This is a genomic window from Streptomyces sp. NPDC008163, from assembly GCF_042956885.1.
Lineage (GTDB): Bacteria > Actinomycetota > Actinomycetes > Streptomycetales > Streptomycetaceae > Streptomyces > Streptomyces drozdowiczii_A.
In genome coordinates, this window is record NZ_JBIBHG010000002.1 from 600,459 (window position 1) to 617,209 (window position 16,751).

18 protein-coding genes are annotated in these 16,751 nt (G+C 70.5%); 12 read left to right on the forward strand and 6 right to left on the reverse strand.

The window, feature by feature from the left end; translation table 11 throughout:
* The first annotated feature begins 5 nt into the window (after positions 1–5).
* From ACFZAT_RS07815 to ACFZAT_RS07825, 3 genes are all read left to right on the forward strand, one after another.
* Positions 6–116 (forward strand): SGM_5486 family transporter-associated protein, encoded by a 111-nt coding sequence (locus ACFZAT_RS07815; protein WP_018553371.1) that lies wholly within the window; start codon positions 6–8, stop codon positions 114–116.
* A gap of 145 nt (positions 117–261) precedes the next feature.
* Complete coding sequence (locus ACFZAT_RS07820) at positions 262–462, forward strand: hypothetical protein (protein ID WP_391261589.1); 201 nt, start codon at positions 262–264, stop codon at positions 460–462.
* 73 nt (positions 463–535) lie between these two features.
* Entirely contained in the window at positions 536–1,054 is a 519-nt protein-coding gene (locus tag ACFZAT_RS07825) for a histidine phosphatase family protein (RefSeq protein ID WP_391261592.1), read from the forward strand.
* Between the two features lie 78 nt (positions 1,055–1,132).
* Here the strand turns inward: ACFZAT_RS07825 and serB are convergent, their stop codons facing one another.
* Positions 1,133–2,389, reverse strand: a complete 1,257-nt coding sequence (gene serB, locus ACFZAT_RS07830; protein WP_391261594.1) for a phosphoserine phosphatase SerB — start codon at positions 2,387–2,389, stop codon at positions 1,133–1,135.
* A 228-nt stretch (positions 2,390–2,617) separates the two neighbouring features.
* On the opposite strand from serB, the gene ACFZAT_RS07835 reads away from it, so the two are divergent.
* Positions 2,618–5,164, forward strand: a complete 2,547-nt coding sequence (locus tag ACFZAT_RS07835; RefSeq protein WP_391261596.1) for an FHA domain-containing protein — start codon at positions 2,618–2,620, stop codon at positions 5,162–5,164.
* Between the two features lie 86 nt (positions 5,165–5,250).
* Here ACFZAT_RS07835 and ACFZAT_RS07840 read toward each other — a convergent pair whose 3' ends face one another.
* Entirely contained in the window at positions 5,251–6,006 is a 756-nt protein-coding gene (locus ACFZAT_RS07840) for a transglycosylase SLT domain-containing protein (RefSeq protein WP_391261599.1), read from the reverse strand.
* A gap of 440 nt (positions 6,007–6,446) precedes the next feature.
* On the opposite strand from ACFZAT_RS07840, the gene ACFZAT_RS07845 reads away from it, so the two are divergent.
* Entirely contained in the window at positions 6,447–7,592 is a 1,146-nt protein-coding gene (locus ACFZAT_RS07845; RefSeq protein WP_391261603.1) for a GAF domain-containing protein, read from the forward strand.
* Positions 7,585–8,229, forward strand: a complete 645-nt coding sequence (locus ACFZAT_RS07850) for a response regulator transcription factor (RefSeq protein ID WP_073968438.1) — start codon at positions 7,585–7,587, stop codon at positions 8,227–8,229. Before ACFZAT_RS07845 ends, ACFZAT_RS07850 begins: the two co-directional genes overlap by 8 nt.
* Positions 8,230–8,589: 360 nt before the next feature.
* On the opposite strand, the gene ACFZAT_RS07855 is transcribed toward ACFZAT_RS07850, so the two are convergent.
* On the reverse strand, positions 8,590–9,369 hold the full coding sequence (locus ACFZAT_RS07855) for a hypothetical protein (protein WP_391261606.1): 780 nt from the start codon (positions 9,367–9,369) through the stop codon (positions 8,590–8,592).
* A gap of 154 nt (positions 9,370–9,523) precedes the next feature.
* Here ACFZAT_RS07855 and ACFZAT_RS07860 point away from each other — a divergent pair, with 154 nt between their 5' ends.
* From ACFZAT_RS07860 to ACFZAT_RS07880, 5 genes are all read left to right on the forward strand, one after another.
* Positions 9,524–10,321, forward strand: coding sequence for an ABC transporter ATP-binding protein (locus ACFZAT_RS07860; protein ID WP_073968440.1), 798 nt, complete (start codon positions 9,524–9,526; stop codon positions 10,319–10,321).
* 51 nt (positions 10,322–10,372) lie between these two features.
* Positions 10,373–11,200 carry a hypothetical protein gene (locus ACFZAT_RS07865; protein ID WP_391261610.1) on the forward strand — a complete coding sequence of 276 codons (828 nt, stop codon included), beginning with the start codon at positions 10,373–10,375 and terminating at the stop codon, positions 11,198–11,200.
* Positions 11,201–11,259: 59 nt separating this feature from the next.
* A complete protein-coding gene (locus ACFZAT_RS07870; protein WP_391261612.1) occupies positions 11,260–11,691 on the forward strand; it encodes an NfeD family protein in 432 nt (143 codons plus the stop codon).
* 74 nt (positions 11,692–11,765) lie between these two features.
* On the forward strand, positions 11,766–12,695 hold the full coding sequence (locus ACFZAT_RS07875) for an SPFH domain-containing protein (RefSeq protein WP_073968441.1): 930 nt from the start codon (positions 11,766–11,768) through the stop codon (positions 12,693–12,695).
* Between the two features lie 61 nt (positions 12,696–12,756).
* Positions 12,757–13,524: a TSUP family transporter gene (locus tag ACFZAT_RS07880; RefSeq protein ID WP_391261615.1), complete on the forward strand. Its 768-nt coding sequence runs from the start codon at positions 12,757–12,759 to the stop codon at positions 13,522–13,524.
* 62 nt (positions 13,525–13,586) lie between these two features.
* On the opposite strand, the gene ACFZAT_RS07885 is transcribed toward ACFZAT_RS07880, so the two are convergent.
* The 3 genes from ACFZAT_RS07885 to ACFZAT_RS07895 form a co-directional block, all read right to left on the reverse strand.
* Positions 13,587–14,093 (reverse strand): HNH endonuclease, encoded by a 507-nt coding sequence (locus ACFZAT_RS07885; RefSeq protein ID WP_164401000.1) that lies wholly within the window; start codon positions 14,091–14,093, stop codon positions 13,587–13,589.
* Between the two features lie 149 nt (positions 14,094–14,242).
* A complete protein-coding gene (locus ACFZAT_RS07890; RefSeq protein WP_391261619.1) occupies positions 14,243–14,782 on the reverse strand; it encodes a YbhB/YbcL family Raf kinase inhibitor-like protein in 540 nt (179 codons plus the stop codon).
* Positions 14,783–14,825: 43 nt separating this feature from the next.
* Positions 14,826–15,611, reverse strand: a complete 786-nt coding sequence (locus ACFZAT_RS07895) for a sporulation protein (RefSeq protein ID WP_391261622.1) — start codon at positions 15,609–15,611, stop codon at positions 14,826–14,828.
* A gap of 73 nt (positions 15,612–15,684) precedes the next feature.
* On the opposite strand from ACFZAT_RS07895, the gene ACFZAT_RS07900 reads away from it, so the two are divergent.
* Positions 15,685–16,326 carry a DNA-3-methyladenine glycosylase gene (locus ACFZAT_RS07900; RefSeq protein WP_391261625.1) on the forward strand — a complete coding sequence of 214 codons (642 nt, stop codon included), beginning with the start codon at positions 15,685–15,687 and terminating at the stop codon, positions 16,324–16,326.
* Positions 16,327–16,751: the final 425 nt, after the last annotated feature.

Sequence of the window (16,751 nt, forward strand, 5' to 3'; positions counted from 1 at the left end):
CACCTGTGCTCGATCCGAATCCCCAGAACGGTCAGAAGAAGCTGCTCCTCGTCTTCGGGGCCATGCTGCTGATCACGGTCGTCGTCGGCGTCATCGCCTCCATCGCCTCCCCGTGACGCCCCGCCCCGGCCGGGGTGGGGCTGGCACCACCTCCCCCTAGGGGGCCAGGGTCAGGGTGAAGTGGGTGGGTCACCGGATGGGAACGGCGCCCCCGCCTCCGTAGGTTCTGAGTACCAGAACCGACGACCTCCGGAGGCGGACATGCCGGCCCGTACGCACCCCACCCGCCCGGAGCCGAGCGGCGTCGACGTACGGCTGCCGTGGTGGGCCGTCGCGCTGCCCGCCGTCGCCTTCGCCGTGCTCCTGCTGCTGATCGCCGGACCCGGCCAGGCGCAGGCCGCCACCGGTGAATCGGCGACCGGCCGGCTGCTGCACCACCTGGTGGAGCTGGCGATCCGCTGACCTCCGGCGCCCGGAGGTACGAAGCCTCCAACACCCTGCGCCAGCTGGCGCGTTTCATGCGAAGCTGAGGTGTATGAGCGCCGATACATCTCGCAGGATCGTCCTTCTCAGGCATGCCAAGGCGGAATGGTCGCAGGAGTCCGACCACGAGCGGCCGCTGGCCGAGCGCGGCCGCATGGAGGCCCCCACGGTGGGCCGCAAGCTCGCCGATTCCGGGATCGTCTTCGACCTGGCCCTCTGCTCGACCGCCGTCAGAACACGCGAGACGTGGAAACTGGCCGTGCACGAGATGCCCGAGCGCCCCAGGACCGTGTACGAGGAGCGGCTCTACGACGCTTCGCTCGGCGAGCTGATCGCCCTGGTGAACGAGACCCCGGACGACGTCGCCGACCTGCTGGTCATCGGCCACAACCCCGGCATGCACGCGCTCGCCGACGCCCTCTCCGGCAGCGGCGAGGGAGACGCGCTCGCCCGGATGGCCCGCGGCGGCTTCCCGACCGCCGCCTTCGCCGTGGTCGCGTTCACCGGCCCCTGGAAGAGCGTCGAGCACGGCGTCGGCCGGCTCGCCGAGTACTGGACCCCCAACGACTGACCCGCCGCCCGTACGCGAAGGGCCCCGGCGCACACCGCGAGGTGCGCGCCGGAGCCCTGCCCGTACCAGCGGCGGAACCTACTCCACGAGGCCGTCGGCCGCCTCGACCTCCTCGCGGGTGACGCCGAGCAGATAGAGCACGGTGTCCAGGAACGGCACGTTCACCGCCGTGTGCGCGGCCTCGCGGACCACCGGCTTCGCGTTGAACGCGACCCCGAGCCCCGCCGTGTTCAGCATGTCCAGGTCATTGGCCCCGTCGCCGATCGCCACCGTCTGCGCCAGCGGCACCCCCGCCTCGGCGGCGAAGCTCCGCAGCAGCCGGGCCTTGCCCGCCCGGTCCACGATGCCCCCGGTCACCCGGCCCGTGAGCTTCCCGTCCGCGACCTCCAGCGTGTTGGCGGAGGCGAAGTCGAGCCCCAGACGCTCCTTCAGATCGTCGGTCACCTGGGTGAAACCGCCCGAGACCACGCCCACTTGGTAGCCGAGCCGCTTCAGCGTACGGATCAGCGTCCGGGCCCCCGGCGTCAGCCGGACCTCGGCGCGGACCTTCTCCACCACGGACACGTCGAGACCAGCCAGCAGCGCCACCCGGGCGTGCAGCGACTGCTCGAAGTCCAGCTCACCCCGCATCGCCCGCTCGGTCACCTCGGCGACCTCGGCCTCGCAGCCCGCGTGCGCCGCGAACAGCTCGATGACCTCGTCCTGGATCAGCGTCGAGTCGACGTCCATCACGACGAGCCGCTGCGCCCGGCGGCTCAGCCCCGCCGAGACGACCGCCACGTCCACGCCGATCCCCGCGGCCTCCGGCGCCAGCGCGGTGCGCAACTCCTCGGTCCCCGTGCCGGACACCGCGAACTCGACCGCCGTGACGGGGTACTTCGCCAGCCGGAAGATGCGGTCGATGTTCCCGCCGGTCGAGGTGATCCGGGCCGCTATGGCCGCCGTGGACTCCGCCGTCAACGGGTGCCCCAGCACGGTGACATGGGAACGGCCGACGCCACGCGGCCGGTTGTCGCCGGTGCCCGAGATGATCTCCGCCTGGAGCTTCAGCGACTCCGCCCAGCTGTGCACGGTGGCCCGCAGCTCGCCCTCGGTGGTCCCGCCCGCGGTGGGGGCGGTGACCAGCGCGCACAGGACGATACGGCCCCGGGTCACGACCTGCTCGATGTCGACCACGTCGACCGAGTAGGCGGCGAGGGTGTCGAAGAGGCCCGCGGTGATCCCGGGGCGGTCCTTCCCGAAGATCTTCACCAGAAGGGTCGGTACGTCCGGACCCTGCCGGGACGCGGCGGGCTCGGGAGACAGGGCGGGCTCAGGAGGCCGGGATACGCTCATGGTGCTCCCACCGTATCGGTCTCCGCACGCTCGCAGGCAGCCCGTCCCGAGTGCCGGACATCCCGGCCGCCGCCACCCGGTCCGTCCCCTTTCGCCTGGCTGCGCAGGTCTCGGTGAGGTCACCCTCGGCCGCCCGGCTTTCGTATCCGGGACTGGTCCTGGAATAGTTCCCCACGATGTTCAGCATCCCTAGACTCCCTGCGACGGGGGTAACACGGGGGACAACTAGTGGGGCGCGGAGTGCCGGAACTCGTACTGGAATTGAATGGCAGGACCTGGACGCTCGATCCGTCCAGGTCGTACACCCTGGGGCGTGATCCGCAGGGGGACATGACGATCGACGACGCCAGAGTGTCGTGGCGGCACGCCACGATCGCCTGGAACGGGCGCAGTTGGTTCATCGAGGACCACGGCAGCACCAACGGCACGTACGTGCACGGCCAGCGGATCCACCAGATGGAGATCGCGGCCGGCTCCACCGTGAACCTGGGCAACGCCACCGACGGACCCCGGCTGAGCCTGAGCGCCGCGGACGTCTACAGCGGCCGGGCCGCCGGTCCGGCGCCGCAGCAGACCCCGCCCCACCAGCCCCAGCAGGGCGGCCCGGGCTGGCAGCAGCCCCAGCAGCCCCAGCAGCCCGTACCGCCGCAGCAGCAGGGCTGGCAGCAGCCCGCACCGCAGCAGCCGCACGTGCCGCAGCAGGGTGGGGCTCCGACGCCGCCCGGCCCCGGCACCGGCCCGGCGGGAGCGCCGCCGGTCTACGGGGACCGCAGCCCGACCACGTTCCACCAGCTGGCGCTCGGCCGGGTGATGAGGATCGGTCGTGCCCTGGAGAACGACCTGGTGGTCTCCGACCTCCAGGTCTCCCGGAACCACGCCGAGTTCCACGCGACGCCCGACGGCCGCTTCGAGATCCGCGACCTCGGCTCGCACAACGGCACCTACGTCAACGGCCAGCCGCTCTCCAAGTCCGGTTCGGCGCTCATCGGCCCGAACGACACCGTCGGCGTCGGTCACTCGACGTTCCGGCTCGTCGGCGACCGGCTCGAGGAGTTCGTCGACACCGGCGAGGTCTCCTTCGCGGCCCGCCACCTCACGGTCACGGTCGACGGCGGCAAGCAGATCCTCAAGGACGTCTCGTTCGGCGTCCCCGAGAAGTCGCTCATCGGCGTCATCGGCCCGTCCGGCTCCGGAAAGTCCACCCTGCTCAAGGCGCTCACCGGCTACCGGCCCGCCAACCAGGGCGACGTCCTCTACGACAACCGGAACCTCTACAAGCAGTTCGCCGAGCTCCGCCAGCGCATCGGTCTGGTCCCGCAGGACGACATCCTGCACAAGGAGCTGACCGTCACCCGCGCCCTGAAGTACGCGGCCAAGCTCCGCTTCCCCGCTGACACCACCGAGGCCGAGCGCCAGGCGCGGATACACGAGGTCCTGGCCGAGCTCAAGCTCGACGTCCACAAGGACAAGAAGGTCACCTCGCTCTCCGGTGGCCAGCGCAAGCGCGTCTCGGTGGCGCTGGAGCTGCTCACCAAGCCGTCGCTGATCTTCCTGGACGAGCCGACCTCCGGCCTCGACCCGGGCATGGACCGTGACGTCATGCAGCTGCTGCGCGGTCTGGCCGACGACGGCCGCACCGTCCTGGTCGTGACGCACTCGGTGGCCGAGCTGGCCATCTGCGACAAGCTCCTGGTGATGGCGCCGGGCGGCGCCGTGGCCTACTTCGGCCCGCCGGACGAGGCGCTGAACTTCTTCGGCTACACCACCTGGGCCGACGTCTTCTCGGCGTTCGAGAACTACCGCGACTACGACTGGTCGGGCCGCTGGCGCGGTTCGCAGCACTACCAGATGTACGCCGCCGACATCGACGCCGCCGCCGTGCAGTCCGTCCACATGCCGCCGCATCAGCAGATGCGCCCGCCGAAGCCGCAGGCCTGGGGCACGCAGCTGTGGACGCTGATGCGCCGCTACCTCTCGGTGATCGGCTCCGACAAGGGCTTCATGGGTCTGATGGTGATCCTGCCCGCGGTGCTCGGCATCGTCAGCGTGGTGATCCCGGCGGACTTCGGTCTCGCCCCGCCGAAGCCGCCGTCCCGGTTCAACGGCGACGCCGGAACGATCATGCTGATCCTGGTGATCGGCATGACGTTCTCCGCGGCGGCCAACTCGGTGCGAGAACTGATCAAGGAACGTGTCATCTACGAACGGGAACGGGCCACCGGCCTCTCCCGCTCGGCCTACCTGATGTCCAAGGTGATCGTGCTCGGCCTGATCACGGCCCTCCAGGGCGTCATCATCTGCGGCATCGGCTTCGCCACCCGCGATCTGCCCGAAGAGGGCCTGATCATGCCGCCGGCCGTCGAGCTCTGCGTGACGATCATCGCGCTCGGCTTCACCTCGATGATGTTCGGCCTGGTCATCTCCTCGCTGGTGAAGACCGCCGAGAAGACCATGCCGCTCCTGGTCATGTTCGCGATCGTCCAGGTCGTCTTCACCGGCATCCTCTTCCAGGTGTACGGCTCGCCCGGCCTGGAGCAGTTCGCCTGGCTGATGCCGTCCCGCTGGGCCATCGCGGGCGCGGGCTCCACGCTCGACCTCGCCCATCTGATGCCGCCGTGGGACCAGAAGAACCCCACGGACCTCGACCCGCTCTGGGAGCACTCGGTCGGGCAGTGGGGGATCAACATCACCGTGCTGCTGGCGCTCGGCGTCATCTGCGGCTTCGCGGTCGCGCGGCTGCTGCGCCGCCACGAGCCCGAGGTCATGCGCAAGTAACCGGCCCGGACACGCGCCGAAGGGCGGCACCCCGCACGGGGTGCCGCCCTTCGGCGTCTGTCATCGGCGGTACGGATCGCGGCGGATCAGTACGCGCTGTTGACGTTGTCGATCGAGCCGTACTTGTCGGCGGCGTAGTTGGCCGACGCGGTGATGTTGGCGACCGGGTCGTACTGCGTGTGCGGGGTGCCGGACACGTGGTAGTAGTCGAAGGTCGGCTTGATGATCTGGAGCAGACCGATCGAGGGGACGCCGTTCTGGGCGTTGATGTCCCAGTCGTTGATGGCGTTCGGGTTGCCGCTGGACTCGCGGATGATGTTGCGGTGCAGGCCCTCGTACGTGCCCGGGATGCCCTTCTTGTGCATGATGTCGAGGGACTCCCGGATCCAGCCGTCCAGGTTGTTCGCGTACATGTGCGTACGGGCGGAGGAGCGGCTGGAGCGCGACTCGGACTTGTGGGACTTGGCCTTGGTGTGCGCCTTGGCCTTCGCCTTCTTCTTCAGCTCGACCTTCTTCTCGGCCTTCTTGGCCTTGGCCTCGGCCTTCTCCTTCACCGCGGCGGCCTTCTTGGCCTTGGCGGCGTCGGCGGCCTTGACCAGCTTCTCGGCGGTCGAGTGCTGCTGGATGACGCTGTCCTGGATCGCCCGGGCCTGCTTGGAGCTCGCGGAGTCGAAGATGACCGGGGAGGCGGACAGGGCCTGCGGTTCGGTCTCGGCCTCGGCGTGACCGGGCACCAGGGACAAGGAGAGTGCAGCGGCGGCGACGGCGGAGACGCCGGCGGCGGAGAGCTTCTGGGTCTTGTTCAGGTTACGGAGACGGCCGGTGAAGCGGGACGCGGACATACAGGCTTACCTCTTCGAATTCGGGGGGTCCTCACGGAGGACGAAGACGGGAGCGACTACGCATCTCCGTCGGGGACGAGCTCAATTCTTAGCGGCGGCAAAATGCCGTGGCAAAGGTGTGACGTACGAAGCCAGGTAGTGGAATGGTGGGCGGTTTGCCCGGTTCGCACCCAGGTCATCGCACACCAAATCGCCCTTTTCGGTCCACTAGGTGGCTTCGTAAGTGACGTGGGCCCTATGCCCGGCCTCACATCGGGCGGGTAACAGTCTCACCATGCGTTGCTGGAGCAATGCGGAATGCGACGTTCCGGAGCGGGTTCGGGCAGCCGCTCCCGGCCCCGCCCGCAGGACACCGGCCGCAGGTCCTAGGCCCTCGGCCCCGGTCCCCGGCCGCCTCCGGTCCGATACGGGGCACGGAACCCGCCGGTACGGTGAGGCGCATGAGCCACCGACCCCCCTCCGGCCTCGCCGCCGTCAGCGCCGCGCTGCTCGCCATGAGCCGCCACCTGGAGGTACGGGACGTCCTGAAGACGATCGTCGCCTCGGCCCGCGAACTCCTGGACGCCGAGTACGCCGCCCTCGGGGTCCCCGACGACCACGGCGGCTTCGCCCAGTTCGTCGTGGACGGCGTCAGCGACGAGCAGTGGAAGGCCATCGGCCCGCTGCCCCGGCAGCACGGCATCCTCGCCGCGATGCTCCACGGCGGGAAGACCGAGCGCCTCGCCGACGTCCGCAAGGACCCCCGCTTCGAGGGCTGGCCCAGCGCCCACCCCGACATGTCCGACTTCCTCGGCCTGCCCATCCGGGACGGCGACGAGACCATCGGCGCGCTGTTCCTCGCCAACAAGAGGTGCCCCAAGCCCGAGGGCGTCTGCGGCTTCGGCGCCGAGGACGAGGAACTGCTCTCGATCCTCGCCCAGCACGCGGCCATCGCCCTCACCAACGCCCGCCTCTACGAACGCAGCCGCGAGCTCACCATCGCGGAGGAGCGCTCCCGCCTCGCCCACGAGCTGCACGACGCGGTCAGCCAGAAGCTCTTCTCCCTCCGGCTCACCGCCCAGGCCGCCGCCGCCCTGGTCGACCGCGACCCGGTCCGCGCCAAGGGCGAGCTCCAGCAGGTCGCCGCCCTCGCCGCCGAGGCCGTGGACGAACTGCGCGCCGCCGTCGTGGAGCTCCGCCCGGCCGCCCTGGACGAGGACGGCCTCGTCGCCACCCTCCGCACCCAGGTCCAGGTCCTCGACCGGGCCCACACCGCCCGGGTCACCTTCGGCAGCGCCGGCGTCCGGGCCCTGCCCGCCGCCCAGGAGGAAGCGCTGCTCCGGGTCACCCAGGAGGCCCTGCACAACGCCCTGCGCCACGCCGAAGCGGGCCACGTCGACGTCTCCCTCGCCCGTCGCGACGGTGCCACGGTGCTGCGGATCACCGACGACGGCCGGGGCTTCGAACCCAACGCCACCCGCCGGGCCGGGCGCCACCTGGGCCTGGTCTCGATGCGGGACCGCGCGAGCGGCGTCGGTGGCCGCCTCACCGTTGAATCCGAGCCCGGCAAGGGCACCACGATCGAGATGGAGATCCCCGGTGGCTGACAGGATCATCAGGGTGCTGCTCGTCGACGACCACCAGGTCGTCCGCCGCGGCCTGCGCACGTTCCTGGAGATCCAGGACGACATCGAGGTCGTCGGCGAGGCCGCCGACGGCGCGGAGGGCGTGGCCAGGACGGAGGAGCTGCGGCCCGACGTCGTACTGATGGACATCAAGATGCCCGGCACCGACGGCATCGAGGCGCTGCGGCGCCTCCGCGAGCTGGAGAACCCGGCCAAGGTGCTGATCGTCACCAGCTTCACCGAGCAGCGCACCGTCGTCCCCGCCCTGCGCGCGGGCGCGTCCGGTTACGTATACAAGGACGTCGACCCGGACGCCCTGGCCGGTGCCATCCGCTCCGTGCACGCCGGGCACGTCCTGCTCCAGCCCGAGGTGGCCGGGGCCCTGCTCGCCCAGGACGAGCCGGGCACGGGCACCGGGCGGGGGAGCACCCTCACCGAACGCGAGCGGGAAGTGCTCGGCCTGATCGCCGACGGCCGGTCCAACCGCGAGATCGCGCGGGCCCTCGTCCTGTCCGAGAAGACGGTCAAGACCCACGTCTCGAACATCCTCATGAAGCTCGACCTGGCCGACCGTACCCAGGCAGCGCTCTGGGCGGTCCGCCACGGAGCGGCGGGCTGAGGGGGAGCCGGGCCGGCTCCACGCCGTGACCCGGCCCGACCGACAGGGCCCGGGCCCCGGCCGCCGCCCCCGTTCAGTGCGGGCGTCCCGATTCGGGCCGGAGCTGCTGCGTACGCAGGGCGGGGATGCGCTGCCGCTCCGGCCCCCGGCCCGTACGCGCTGCCGTTCCGGCGCCCCGGGGCGCACGCGCCGCCGGGTCGGCCGTACGCGCTCCGAGCGCTCCGGCTGGTCGCGCCCGCAGGCGCTGCCGCCGCGGCCCCGGAGCGCTCGACTGCTGCTCGGGCCGTCCCGGCCCGTACGCGCTCCCGCTCCGGCCGTCCCGGCCAAACGCGCTCCCGCCGACCCGGGGCGCTCGCGCCCCTACCTGGCCCGCTCCTCCACATACGCGTTGTACGCCGCCACCTGCGCCCGCCGGGCCACCCGTTCCACCGGCCGCAGCGCCTCGCCCCGTGCCGCCATCTCCGACGCGCTCACCGCGCCGCCGTGGCCGTTCTCGTACGCCACCGAGATCAGCAGGCCGACCCGCTGGGCCAGTTCGAGCACCCGCACCGCCCTCGGCGGATAGCCCGGGGCCAGCACCTCGCGCCCCCGCTCCGCCCGCGCCCGGTACGCGTCCACCGCCGCCTCGGCCACCGGTCCCGAACCGGCCACGTCGAGCCGGGACAGCACCGCCGTCGCGTCCCGCAGCGCCTCCGCCAGCTCCCGTTCCGCCTCGCCCAGCGAGGGCACGTCGGCCGGCGGGGCCTCCCGTACCGCCAGGCAGTGCCACACCACGTCCACGTGCACATCGCCGGCCGGGCCCGCCTCACGCACCTCGGGCACCAGCCCGTACGGGGCGCCGTGGGTCACCACGGCCTCTTCCGCCTCCAGGGCCCGGGCGTTGAAATCGGCCGGACCGCTCAGCCCCAGCGGATGCCCGGGCACCGGAAGCGCGACCCGGAAGCCGCTCACCCCCAGCGCCCGCAGCCGCCCCAGAGCGAACGTCAGCCCGACCGGAGCGGCCTCACCCGGCAGCCCCTCGACGCGGTGCACCGCGTCCTCCCCGACGATGGCGAGCGCCGCGTCGTCCGGCGACACGAGCCCCGCCAGCAACGCGTTCCCCCAGGCGGCCAGCAGCCCTGAACGTGGTTCCGAAAGCATGCGGACAGCCTAGGGGGTGCCCCGCCGATCACGGCCGGGTCCGCGACGGCGGGCCCAGCGCCGTCGGCACTCGCGCGGTGGCGTAGGTTTTCCCTGGGAGCTGTGCCCACAGGCACGCGACGATCTCGACACTGCATGGGGAGACAACGCGCTCATGAGCGATGTACTGGAGCTGGTGGACGTATCCGTGGTCCGCGACGGACGCGCTCTGGTGGACGACGTCTCCTGGTCGGTCAAGGAGGGTGAGCGCTGGGTCATCCTCGGCCCCAACGGCGCCGGCAAGACCACCCTGCTCAACATCGCGTCCAGCTACCTCTTCCCCACCAAGGGCAGCGTCAGCGTCCTCGGCGAGAAGCTCGGCGGCGTCGGCACCGACGTCTTCGACCTGCGCCCCCGCATCGGCATCGCGGGCGTCGCCCTCGCCGACAAGCTGCCCCGCCGCCAGACGGTCCTCCAGACGGTGCTCACCGCCGCCTACGGCATGACCGCCACCTGGAACGAAAACTACGACAAGGTGGACGAGGACCGCGCCCGCGCCTTCCTCGACCGGCTCGGCATGACCGAGTACCTCGACCGCAAGTTCGGCACCCTTTCCGAGGGCGAACGCAAGCGCACCCTGATCGCCCGCGCCATGATGACCGACCCCGAACTCCTCCTCCTGGACGAGCCCGCCGCCGGTCTCGACCTCGGCGGCCGGGAGGACCTGGTCCGCCGCCTCGGCCGGCTGGCCCGCGACCCGTACGCACCCTCCATGATCATGGTGACCCACCACGTCGAGGAGATCGCGCCCGGCTTCACCCACGTCCTGATGATCCGCCAGGGCAAGGTGCTCGCCGCCGGACCCATGGAGACCGAGCTCACCTCCCGTAACCTCTCCCTCTGCTTCGGCCTGCCCCTCGTGGTCGAGCACCAGGGCGACCGCTACACCGCCCGCGGCCTGCCGCTCGGCTAGAGCGGCGCCGAGCACATCAGAGGGTGACGGCTCGTACGTCCGGGGTGGGGTATGGAACAGCAGCAGTACGTGGCGCGTTGCTCGGAGCTCTTCGCAGTGGGTGGCTACGCGGCCGTGAGGAAGACCGCGGAGGCGGGGCTCGACGAGTGCGGACCGGATCCGGCGCTCTTTCGCTGGCTCGGGCAGGCGCACGCCGCGGAGGACGACGACGACCACGACCGTGAGGCCGAGACGGCCTATCGCAAGGGCCTCGCGCTGGCGGAGGACGACCTCGGGCTCATGGTGTCGTATCTGGAGCTGTGCCTCCGCTCGGACACCTTCGACTTCCCGGGGCGGGCGCGCCGTGCGGCGGTTCTGCGGGAAAGAATCGAGGAGTCGGCCCCGCCCGGGTCACCCGAGCGCGAGCGGGTCGACGACGCGACGGGCTGGGCCGGTCGCGGTTACTGGGACGACCTGTACGTGGCAGCCGCTCGCGGGCAGGCCGAGCACGCGGCTGCGGCGGAGCAGAGCGTGCTGGTCACCGACGCGCTCCGACGGGCCGCCCGGGGCGAGTCCGCCGAGGACACCGGCGAAGACCTGCGGGCCGCCGAAACGGCCGCGGCCGTCGAGCTGCTTCAGGGCGCCCGGAACGCACCACTGCGCCTGCTTCTCGCGCACCGGGTCGAGGCGTACGTGCTGACGTTCGCGGCATCGTTCGCCCTGAACAAGGCACTGGTGTGGAGCGGGGTGCTGGACTTCAGCCTGTGGGGCTGGCTGCTCTACGCTCCCGTGTTCCTGGCCGAGGCCAAGCTCCGCCGGGCCCGGGACCTGGGACGGGAGCGCGTGATCGCCCGCATCCAGGCGCGCCACGACGAGACGCCCCTCAACCCCGCCCGATAGCGGGCGTTCTGCCCGGTCGCGCCCTGTCCTTGGGGTGCGCGCGGTCCTACGATGACCACGTGGACATCGACGCGTGGGTGTGGTGGCTGATCGGCGCGGTGGGACTGGGCATTCCGCTCGTCCTGACCGCGATGCCCGAGTTCGGCATGTTCGCCGTGGGGGCCGTCGCCGCCGCGGTCGTCGCGGCCCTCGGCGGCGGAATCGTCGCCCAGGTCCTGGTCTTCGTCATCGTCTCGGTGGCGCTGACGGCCGTGGTACGCGTGATCGCCGGACGGCAGCGCGCGGACCGGGCGCCCGTGCACGCCACTGGTATCGACGCCCTGAAGGGCCGTCAGGCCGTCGTCCTGGAACGGGTGGACGGCGGCGGTGGCCGCATCAAACTGGCGGGCGAGGTCTGGTCGGCGCGCGCCCTCGACCCCGGATTCAGCTACGAGCCGGGCCAACAGGTCGACGTCGTGGACATCGACGGCGCGACGGCCGTCGTCATGTGACCGAACTGCCCCCACACCAAGGCGCGTTCTGTCAGACTCGATGACGATCATCAACCGAAGGGCACGAGGAAACGATGCAACCGATCATCATCGTCCTGATCATTCTGGTGGTGCTCGTCTTCATCGCCCTGATCAAGACGATCCAGGTCATTCCCCAGGCCAGCGCCGCCATCGTGGAGCGCTTCGGCCGCTACACCCGCACCCTCAACGCGGGCCTGAACATCGTCGTCCCGTTCATCGACTCGATCCGCAACCGGATCGACCTGCGCGAACAGGTCGTGCCCTTCCCGCCGCAGCCCGTCATCACCCAGGACAACCTGGTCGTCAACATCGACACCGTCATCTACTACCAGGTGACCGACGCCCGGGCAGCGACGTACGAGGTCGCCAGCTACATCCAGGCCATCGAGCAGCTCACCGTCACCACGCTCCGCAACATCATCGGCGGCATGGACCTGGAGCGGACCCTCACCTCCCGCGAGGAGATCAACGCGGCCCTGCGCGGCGTCCTGGACGAGGCCACCGGCAAGTGGGGCATCCGCGTCAACCGCGTCGAGCTCAAGGCGATCGAGCCGCCCACCTCCATCCAGGACTCGATGGAGAAGCAGATGCGCGCCGACCGCGACAAGCGCGCCGCCATCCTCCAGGCCGAGGGCACCCGGCAGTCCGCGATCCTCACCGCCGAGGGCGAGAAGCAGTCCGCGATCCTGCGCGCCGAGGGCGAGGCCAAGGCCGCCGCCCTGCGCGCGGAGGGCGAGGCCCAGGCCATCCGTACGGTCTTCGAGTCCATCCACGCGGGCGACCCGGACCAGAAGCTCCTGTCGTACCAGTACCTCCAGATGCTGCCGAAGATCGCCGAGGGCGACGCCAACAAGCTCTGGATCGTTCCCAGCGAGATCGGTGACGCCCTCAAGGGCCTCAGCGGCGCCTTCGGCAACCTCGGCGGCGGCGCACCCGGCTTCAACACCGGCAAGGAACGACGCGAGGAACCCCCGGTCGACTGACGTGTACACCCCCCGTGCATGATCGGTGCACCAAGCACCGCTCATGCACGGGGGATACGCCATGTCGATCTGGGAGATGCTCGCCGTCTTCGCCGCGGGGATCAGCGCCGGCACGATCAACACGATCGTCGGCTCCGGGACGCTCATCACCTTCCCCGTCCTGCTCGCCACCGGCCTCCCCCCGGTCACCGCCACCGTCTCCAACGCACTCGGCCTGATCCCCGGCTCCATCAGCGGCGCGGTCGGCTACCGCAAGGAACTCGAAGGCCAGCGCTCCCGCGTCCTCAAACTCACCGTGGGCGCCCTGATCGGCGGATTCACCGGAGCCACCCTGCTCCTGGCCCTGCCCTCCACGGCCTTCGAGACCATCGTCCCGGTCCTGGTCGCCCTCGCCCTCGTCCTGGTCATCCTGCAACCGCGCATCAGCAAGGCCGTCCAGGACCGGCGCGCCCGCACCGGAGCACCCGCCCACCCCGACGGCGGCCCGCTGCTCTACATCGGTCTGACCCTCGCCAGCGTCTACGGCGGCTATTTCACGGCGGCCCAGGGGATCATCTACCTCTCCCTCATGGGCATGCTGGTGGACGACACCATGCAGCGCCTCAACGCCGTCAAGAACGTCCTCGCCGCCGTCGTCAACAGCATCGCCGCGCTGTTCTTCCTCTTCGTCGCCGACTTCGACTGGACCGCCGTCGTCCTGATCGCGGTGGGCTCCGCCATCGGAGGCCAGATCGGCGCCAAGGTCGGCCGCCGCCTCAGCCCCACCCTGCTGCGCGCCCTCATCGTCGCGGTCGGAACGGCCGCCATCGTCCAGCTGCTGCTGCGCTGAACGGCCGAGGCCCGCCTCCCCCGGGAAGACGGGCCTCGCTCACATCGTCGGACGTACGGCGGCTACGCCGCGGACCGCGCCAGCCACTCCGGCAGCGCCGAGCGGTCGCCCGCCCCCAGCGCCAGCAGCATCGCCTCCGCGGGGGAGGGCACGAAGGGCTTCCGCAGCAGCGGCATTCCCGCCTGCTCCGGCGTACGGTCAGCCTTGCGGTGGTTGTCCTCCGCGCAGGAGGCCACCGTGTTCAGCCAGGTGTCCTGCCCGCCCTGGGCCCTCGGTACCACGTGGTCGACGGTGCTCGCCCGCTTCCCGCAGTACGCGCACCGGTGCTGGTCCCGGACCAGGACGCCCCTCCTGGACCACGGCGCCTGTCTTCGGAACGGCACCCGTACGTACCGGCAGAGCCTGATCACACGCGGCACCGGGATGTCCACAGCGGCGCCGCGCATCCGGAGGCCGGGGTGGGACTGCTCGACGACGGCCTTGTCCTGAAGAATCAGCACCACCGCACGGTTCAGCGTCACCGTCGACAGCGGCTCGAAGCTCGCGTTCAGCACCAGCGTGTCCCGCATCGCGCCCACCTCCCGTGTGCCGGCCGCCCCCTGGCAGGCCCGGAACAACTCTGGCCCCGGCACGCCGTGGTGGACAACGCATTAAAAAATGCCCTGCCCTGATCTCTCCAAGACCAGGGCAGGGCAAACGGATGCGGACGTTTTGGTGCTCAGGCGTTCCCGGCGGGCTCCGCGTACTCGGCGACCAGCTGGGCCCGGCCCAGGGTGTGGAACCGGAGGTTGAACCCGACCGCCGCGGGCGGGGTGTCGCTGTCGGGACCGAGCTTCTCGGTGTCCACCGCGTACACGGTGAACACATAGCGGTGGTTCTCGCCCGCCGGCGGCGCGGCACCGCCGAAGTCCTTGGTCCCGTAGTCGTTGCGCGCGTGCACGGCACCGGCGGGCAGTCCCTCGGCCTTCGCACCGCCCGCGCCGGCCGGCAGCTCCGTGACGGACGCGGGGATGTCGAAGAGCACCCAGTGCCAGAACCCGCTGCCCGTGGGCGCGTCCGGGTCGAAGCACGTCACGGCGAAGCTCTTCGTCTCCGCCGGGAAGCCCTCCCACCGCAGCTGCGGCGAGGTGTTCCCCGCCGCGTACACCTGTGCGTCGGAGAGCACGGCCCCCGGGGCGATGTCCTCGCTCACCACGGTGAACGAGGGCACCTCCGGATGGAAGTCGTGCGGCAGCGGCGCCCTCTTCGGCTCGGTCACGTCAGCACCTTTCTGTCGGCTACGTCGGATGACCTCTCCGACCCTAGAGCCAGTTGCGCTGACCGCCGACCTGCGCCAGCCACTGGTTCAGATAAGCCGCCCAGTCGGTCTCCTGGAAGTTGTGCAGACCGACCTTGAACGCGCGGTACGAGTCGCTGCCCTCGCTGAACAGACCCGCCTTCTTGTCCATCTCCAGGATGACGTCCATCTCGCGGTCGTCCGCGACGAACGACAGCTCCACCTGGTTCAGCCCCCGGTACTGCTGCGGCGGGTGGAACTCGATCTCCTGGTAGAACGGCAGCCGCTGCCGCGTACCGCGGATGTGGCCGCGCTCCATGTCGGCGCTGCGGAAGCTGAAGCCCAGCTGGCCGAAGGCGTCGAGGATGGCCTCCTGGGCCGGCAGCGGGTGCACGTTGATCGGGTCGAGGTCGCCGGAGTCCAGCGCCCGCGCGATCTCCAGCTCGGTGGTCACGCCGATGTTCATGCCGTGCAGGTGCTGACCGGCGAACATGGTGATCGGAGTCTCCCAGGGGATCTCCAGGCCGAACGGCACCACGTGCACCGCGCCCGCCTGGACCTGGAAGGCACCGCCGACGCGCAGCTTGGTGAACTCGATGTCCTGCTTGTACTCCTGGTCGTCCTGGCCCTCGACCTCGACCCGGGCCTGGAGGCCCACGGAGAGCCCCTCGATCTGCTGGTCGACCGAGCCACCCTGGATGCGCACCTCGCCCTGGACGACGCCGCCCGGGACGACGTTGACCTCGCTCAGCTCGGTCTCCACCGAGGCGCCGCCGGCACCCATGCTCGCGAGCAGCCGCTTGAAGCCCATGTTTTCTCCTCCTAGGTCCTGACCCCTACATACGCGCGACGACCGTAGTCGGTTCCCGGTAACCTCGAACCTCATGATCGATGGCCCGGACCGTACGCCGCTGACGCGGGACTTCTTCGACCGCCCCGTACTGGACGTGGCACCCGACCTCCTCGGCCGAACCCTGGTACGCAGCACGCCCGAGGGCCCGATCGCCCTGCGCCTCACGGAGGTGGAGGCGTACGCCGGTGAGATCGACCCGGGTTCGCACGCCTTCCGGGGCCGGACACGGCGGAACGACGCGATGTACGGGCCGCCGGGCCACGTCTACGTCTACTTCACGTACGGCATGTGGCACTGCATGAACCTGGTGTGCGGCCCCGAGGGCAGGGCGAGCGGGGTGCTGCTCCGGGCCGGCGAGATCCTGGAGGGCGCGGAGCTGACACGCAAACGTCGGTTTTCGGCCCGCAACGACCGAGAACTGGCCAAAGGGCCGGCGCGCCTCGCGACGGCCCTGGACATCGCCCGCGCACTGGACGGCACCGACGTCATCGCTCACGAGGGCGCCGAGCTCTCCGTGTTCCACGGCACCCCGCCCCCTCGTGACCAGGTGCGGAACGGACCGCGGACCGGAGTGGGCGGGGACGGGGCGGTGCACCCGTGGCGGTTCTGGATCGACGGAGACCCCACGGTGAGCCCGTATCGCGCCTATGTGCCGCGCCGCAGGTCAACTTGACTCGCCCGGACGGCCCCCCTAATGTAGTCCGAGTCGCTTGACACGGGTACAGCTGTTGGTTCGGTCCTTCGGATCGTGAGCCGCGCAGACCCGAAGCGGCCAACCACTACCTACGACTCACCCCAGAGGGTGCGAGTTTCGGCATGCCGGAATTCCGTCCCGCTGACTCGATTATGAGTAAACGGGAGAAGCCGCTAAAGTAGTGGACACGCCGAAAGGCAAAAGAAAGACCCGCTTCGACTGGGAATTCGGACACGAAAGAGTCTGATAGAGTCGGAAACGCAAGACCGAAGGGAAGCGCCCGGAGGAAAGCCCCAGAAAATGTTCTGCGGGTGAGTACAAAGGAAGCGTCCGTTCCTTGAGAACTCAACAGCGTGCCAAAAGTCAACGCCAGATATGTTGATACCCCGGCCTGCTTCGGCAGG

Bases quoted from the DNA above. Each gene is read 5' to 3' on its own strand.
- ACFZAT_RS07820 (WP_391261589.1), top strand. From the start codon at position 262: ATGCCGGCCCGTACGCACCCCACCCGCCCGGAGCCGAGCGGCGTCGAC.
- ACFZAT_RS07825 (WP_391261592.1), top strand. From the start codon at position 536: ATGAGCGCCGATACATCTCGCAGGATCGTCCTTCTCAGGCATGCCAAG.
- serB (WP_391261594.1), bottom strand. From the start codon at position 2,389: ATGAGCGTATCCCGGCCTCCTGAGCCCGCCCTGTCTCCCGAGCCCGCC.
- ACFZAT_RS07840 (WP_391261599.1), bottom strand. From the start codon at position 6,006: ATGTCCGCGTCCCGCTTCACCGGCCGTCTCCGTAACCTGAACAAGACC.
- ACFZAT_RS07845 (WP_391261603.1), top strand. From the start codon at position 6,447: ATGAGCCACCGACCCCCCTCCGGCCTCGCCGCCGTCAGCGCCGCGCTG.
- ACFZAT_RS07855 (WP_391261606.1), bottom strand. From the start codon at position 9,369: ATGCTTTCGGAACCACGTTCAGGGCTGCTGGCCGCCTGGGGGAACGCG.
- ACFZAT_RS07860 (WP_073968440.1), top strand. From the start codon at position 9,524: ATGAGCGATGTACTGGAGCTGGTGGACGTATCCGTGGTCCGCGACGGA.
- ACFZAT_RS07865 (WP_391261610.1), top strand. From the start codon at position 10,373: ATGGAACAGCAGCAGTACGTGGCGCGTTGCTCGGAGCTCTTCGCAGTG.
- ACFZAT_RS07875 (WP_073968441.1), top strand. From the start codon at position 11,766: ATGCAACCGATCATCATCGTCCTGATCATTCTGGTGGTGCTCGTCTTC.
- ACFZAT_RS07880 (WP_391261615.1), top strand. From the start codon at position 12,757: ATGTCGATCTGGGAGATGCTCGCCGTCTTCGCCGCGGGGATCAGCGCC.
- ACFZAT_RS07885 (WP_164401000.1), bottom strand. From the start codon at position 14,093: ATGCGGGACACGCTGGTGCTGAACGCGAGCTTCGAGCCGCTGTCGACG.
- ACFZAT_RS07895 (WP_391261622.1), bottom strand. From the start codon at position 15,611: ATGGGCTTCAAGCGGCTGCTCGCGAGCATGGGTGCCGGCGGCGCCTCG.
- ACFZAT_RS07900 (WP_391261625.1), top strand. From the start codon at position 15,685: ATGATCGATGGCCCGGACCGTACGCCGCTGACGCGGGACTTCTTCGAC.